The organism is Methylobacterium sp. WL6 (genome assembly GCF_008040095.1).
Lineage (GTDB): Bacteria > Pseudomonadota > Alphaproteobacteria > Rhizobiales > Beijerinckiaceae > Methylobacterium.
On sequence record NZ_VRVH01000305.1, the window covers coordinates 1 to 5,198 of the forward strand.

The window sequence follows — 5,198 nt, forward strand, 5'->3', positions numbered from 1 at the left end:
ACCGGAACCTCTACGTTCACGAGATGATCCTGGACGGCCACGCCTATTCCGGCGACGCGGCGGTCAACACGGCGGGATGGAACAACAACGGCGTCGCCGGCATCTACTCGAACGGCGACGCGACCTTTCATACGACGGCCACGGACATTCTTTGGCACGTGTGACATGCCGGTCATAAGGTCATCCTGTGGCCCTCACGCCGTAGACAAACGGAATTCGTTCCGCTCTCGTCACCGCTTCGTCTGTCGGGACGACGTTCGAGCCCGCAGTCGGATGCGTCGGCAACGCGAAGCTTGAAGAGGTTCGCGCGGATCTACGGTGAGCAGCCGTGCTGATCTCCCCGGCTCAGGCGCGTCGATGGGATCCGGGTGAGCGAAGCGTTCCGCACCGGCAACCAAGGTTTGAGAACCACGCGCGAAGGGGGGCGGAACAGCGATAGCGCGTGTACCGCTCCTCCGAGTTCCCATTCGACCTGCTGGTCGAGGCGTCGCACGATCTCATGGTTTGCATGAATGTCGAAGCCTGATCGGCGCCCATCAATACGAATCGGATTGGGAACGCGGTGCCGTCGCCGGCCCGATCTGAGGGGAGCCGGGCCGAAGCACCGATGCCGATGCTCAGGCGCCGTCGGCGACGTGGACGCGCTTGAGCACGCTGGTCGCACGAGTGTCCATCAGAATGATGGGGCACGGATCGGTTGTGGTCGCGAACGTGGGCGGTACCGCGGATCGTGGTGCTCCGAGCCTGCGCTGGAACTGGGACGGCCGGCGTTTCTCGGTGAGTCGGCCTTTCTTTGCGGAGCGCTTGGCGCAACGAGAGAGGTAGCGGCGGAGCTGGTGTTCGTCGAGCGAATGGCCGCCGAAGCTTAGACGTTCGGCGACCGTGGCCAGGGAATGTGCCGCATCACGGCGCAGACGAACGATCTGGTGGCGGCGACGCTGAAACAGCCCGGTCCTGTACGCCTACTTGCGGGACGCAGGGTCGGCGCTTTGGAAGGCCGACCCGCGCCGGTCCGATTTCCTCATCGTCGGGATCTGGTTCAGCTTACTCTCGCACTGGTGCCAGAACCTCTACTCGCTTGTCTACCGGCTCGCGAAGGCGCCGGAGTGGCTGCTGACGGCTGAGGTGGTAGCGCCGATCGTGATGCCGTCCATGGTCGCGTCCGTGCTGCACGCGGCGGCGCCAGGTGCGGTCGACGGCACGGTGCCGCGTCGGAACCGAATCGCGCTCGGCATCGGCGTCGGATCCGGCGTGTCCGCGGTGGTCTTCCTGATCGCCATCCGGCCGATCATCGACCGAGCTCGCCCCTATATCGGCGCCTGATCTAGCACGGGCTATCTCGTCGTGCCGGGAGCGCCACCAGCATGAAGACCTGCCCCGAAGGTGCGTTCACCGCCGGCCACCTCTGGATGGCGGGCCTCGGTGGTGCGGTCCTGATGTTGGTGGCGGCGATGATCCTGCGGGATCTGACAGCAACACACGATCCCTGATCCGGGAAATAATGCCCCGATCTCGATTCGCCGATCAGAAGATATGAATCAGTTCATGGAGTCCGTGGCGGGCCCTTCGATCAGAGCCAAAGATCGCCCCTCAATTAGCAAAAGAGATTTTTCTAGAGGGAGAAACTTTCCAGCGCTTCAGGTCGTATCCTCTATAACAAGGAAAATCAGTCAACATATCTAGGATTCTCAATGCGTATCACCCATGCGATTCCACTCATTGTATTTGGCATATCCACGCCAGCTTTCAGCCAAGGTAAATTGCAGCCACGGCCAGCCATACCTCCGAGCTCGAGCTTGAGTAGCGATGAAAAGACTGCGGAAATCCGACGCGCAATTCAGGAAGGACAAGCGAGACAGAAAGCGACCGACGCACGCAACGAGCGGGTATGGCGTCGTTGGGACTATGCAGTGTGCGTCGGATGTGGACAGATGCCGAAGAAATTTCGCATCGTCTACACAACGCCAGCTCGGGTGCTTGCCGGGTTTATCGCCGCAGACGATGATGAGATCAGGAAAGCACGTAGACTTTAAGAATGGCTGTCAGCCGAGGCCTGGCCGGCCCCCCCTGCGCCGAGCTTTTTCTTGCCTGTGATCCGGCTAACCCTTGCCGAGGGACGCGCGTAACCAGCACCGGGGAGATCGGCAGACCAGCGCGCCCAGCTTCGGCCGGGACAGGTTTCTATGCCGACACCAAACACGCTTGAGACCCAGTTGGGTCAGCAGCCTGAGCAGATAGGTTTTGCTGCAGCGCTGCCCCCCTTCACCAACCGATCCATCACGACCTCACGGTTGTAATCCTGCGTATTAATAACCGGGCGATCTCGCTCGCTGGGCGCCGACGCTACTGTCGATCCAGTCGCTTTCACGTCTCCGTCGATCAACTTGCGAGGCCGGTTGACCAGCGCTGCCTGTGAGTGATCCCCAGAATGCACCGGCTGGGTCAGCAAGTGGCCACGTCCAGGGGCTTCGAGCGCAGCAGTCGGGTTCACACCTCGCCGGCCATCGTTCGCTCGAAGCGTCAGGAGAGTGCCGGGAATAACCACCGGTGCGAGGGCAACGTCTCGTCCGAGCGGAGCCGCTGAATCGGCGACGGATGGCGTTTCCGCTGTGTGTATTCCAGCCGGAGGCAAGGAGCTGTAGGCGTTGGATCCCAATGGCAGCCTTGAACATCCGCCCATGGCGAGCAGAACCAATCCGAACGTCGCAGTTCGCTTCACCATCATGGCCGTCCCGACGCGAATCCCGACCATTATGGACGAGTTTCAGCTTGGCTATTAACTCTTGAGTGCTCGCAAGGTTCAACCTGTGGATATGGCATTCGGCCTTCGGTTTGCCTGGCTGGACGGCTTCTCGAGGGGCCGCGTCGAGCTGCAGAAGGCGACGGGGACCGAGCCGGCAACCCGGATGCAATCGCTATCGACGAGCGTCGTCTCGTTGGCACGTGGATCGCGTAGGCGCCTCGTGTGAGGCACTTCCGCCCCACGTTTTTCCACGCGAGCCAAACTTGAGGCCGCCCGGCTCCGGCCACGGCGGGCTTTTTCGTACGATCAACGCAAACGGCCCCTCGGCCACGATGCGCGCCCAAGAACCGATGACGAAGCACACCCACCGAGCGTCGTAGGCGAATCTCGTCGGGGGAGGGCGTTGCTGATGGGAGGGGTCTCACATTGGCGACGCCGCGATGGTTTTCCGGCTTACCGCCTGACATCCCAAACAGCCACTCAGACAGGCCGCCCCGGGCCGGCCCGGCCCGCCGGTAGGTCTGGTTCCCGTATCGGATCCAGGTGTCGACGATCGCCTCGACGCGACGCGGGTTGAATACCAGGGCGCCGAATTCTGCGGCCCAGATCATGCTGAGCAGTCTGGGTCATTCTTCAATACCTTTCGCTCTGGAGCTACTGTCTTACGCTTTTTTGTAAGGGCGACCATTTGCCGGCATCGGCTCACAACCATGCGCCACCATAGACAACGTTACCATAGGGCAGTGCTCATCTGCCATGCAGTTGCAATGCTGCTGACGGTCCTGCAGTTTAACTTGAGTTATTGCGCAATCTCTGCCGAAAAAAATCAGTATATCAATACCACACGAACGGCAGATATCTCTTGCGATGCGCATCGTACGCCCACGTTCCCTTCTTGGGGACCCAAGACAAATTTCGCTTGTAATATCTGCGGACTGAAAACCGTTCCAAAAAAGCACGATATAAACTTCCAGTTGACGGTCAGTACAGATGACGAGCGGCCAAATTCTGCCACAATCAACCTAAGCTAATCAGGAAGTTAGTCTTATGAGTCTCATTGATGATCGACGATTTTTGGGCCCATTGAATGTCGGCCGGCGGTGATAGAGACACAGACCAAGTGGTGCAACGCTGCTGTCAGCCGCCGGCTGCGCTACTCCAGTGACCGCAGTTTCAGCCCGGCGCCGGGGTGAGTGCGCCCGAAAAGTCCGTCCGGGTGCTGACACCCGGTCCCTCCGCCCGCAAGCCGAGCACACCAGCCACAGCGCGACGTCCGAAACAGGCAGATCGTCGGGCAGGCCGTCGAACGACATCGCTCCGCAGTGCCCGCACTCGCAGAACACCAGCAATACGGCGCTGTCGCCAGCCTCGGCTGAGGGGTAGCCGTGCCGAAGCGCGATGCCGATGCTCAAGCGCCGCGGCGGCGTGGACGCGATCTTGCACGCCGGTCGGACAAGTGTCCGATACCGGACTTTGATTTTGTTGCTTTTTTCTCGATTTTATCGGGCGTGCCCAAGCATTTGCCCAAATGGGGTATTCACGCTTTTGTTCGCGCAGGTAGATAACCGGAGGGTAGAAATGAGGATGGGTAGAGGGGGGGCGCCAGCATTCTCAGCCATAACCGAAGGGGTACGACATCAAGGGTTTAGGTCCTGATCACCCATCTTAAGCGGCATCGGACCTTCGGAGTGGACTCCAGTCAACGCTGTGGCCGCGGTATTCCACCGACCGTGACAGTCGGCGATATGTCCGCAGAGCGCCAGAAGCCGACATGAGCAGTTCGCCCCGATGCAGACGTAGGCAGACCGCGAAAACGAGGGTTTTCACGACACCAAACTTGAGTCTTGGCTACGCTCACCGGAAGGTGGCACGAAAGTCGTAGCAAACTCTATGTTGCGGGATCGGCGCTTCTGTTCCCCCCACGACGGGCTCTACTGGGGGCGCCGCCACGCAGACGTTGCTGTTCGTCGGCCATTCGCTTCAGCCCATGCTTTTCGAACAGATCATTTAACGCCTCGGCTAGCGGCACCTGATGGGTGGCGTCACGTTCAGCCCAGAGAACCACACATGACCGTCTGGATCAGAAATGTGGCGGAAGGGGTGGGATTCGAACCCACGGTGGAGTTGCCCCCACGGCGGTTTTCAAGACCGCTGCCTTAAACCACTCAGCCACCCTTCCGGCGGATCGGGTTGTAGCGGAGTTCGGGGCCGCCGGACATCGGGAAAATCGGGTCAGGGGGCGAGGCGCACGAGGCGGTCGAGCAGGGCGCGGTCGTGGAGAAGGGCCATGCGCTCCTTGGGGCTGAGCCAGGTGCGGGCCTCGTCGAGGGTCTCGGCCTCGACGACCTTGGCCTGAGCGAGGGTGTGGTCGACGTCGACCCGGCCGCGGGGGCGCGGCTCGGCGCTCGGCAGCATGCGGGTGTGGGCGTCCGCCAGGGCCGGGTCGGCGTGGAGC

At 61.1% G+C, this 5,198-nt stretch carries 2 protein-coding genes, 1 tRNA gene and 1 pseudogene; 2 read left to right on the forward strand and 2 right to left on the reverse strand.

The features are described from left to right. The first annotated feature begins 966 nt into the window (after nucleotides 1-966). Complete coding sequence (locus FV230_RS24160) at nucleotides 967-1,323, forward strand: hypothetical protein (RefSeq protein ID WP_147844205.1); 357 nt, start codon at nucleotides 967-969, stop codon at nucleotides 1,321-1,323. Between the two features lie 41 nt (nucleotides 1,324-1,364). After that, nucleotides 1,365-1,490, forward strand: coding sequence for a hypothetical protein (locus FV230_RS31295; protein ID WP_279604258.1), 126 nt, complete (start codon nucleotides 1,365-1,367; stop codon nucleotides 1,488-1,490). Between the two features lie 3,342 nt (nucleotides 1,491-4,832). Here the strand turns inward: FV230_RS31295 and FV230_RS24165 are convergent. Continuing rightward, nucleotides 4,833-4,922, reverse strand: a tRNA-Ser gene (locus tag FV230_RS24165). 53 nt (nucleotides 4,923-4,975) lie between these two features. Beyond that, nucleotides 4,976-5,198: pseudogene (locus FV230_RS24170) on the reverse strand (glucan biosynthesis glucosyltransferase H); the annotation flags it as partial.

What these genes read in the sequence shown, in the direction of transcription:
- FV230_RS31295 (WP_279604258.1), top strand. Translation starts at nt 1,365, where the DNA reads ATGAAGACCTGCCCCGAAGGTGCGTTCACCGCCGGCCACCTCTGGATG.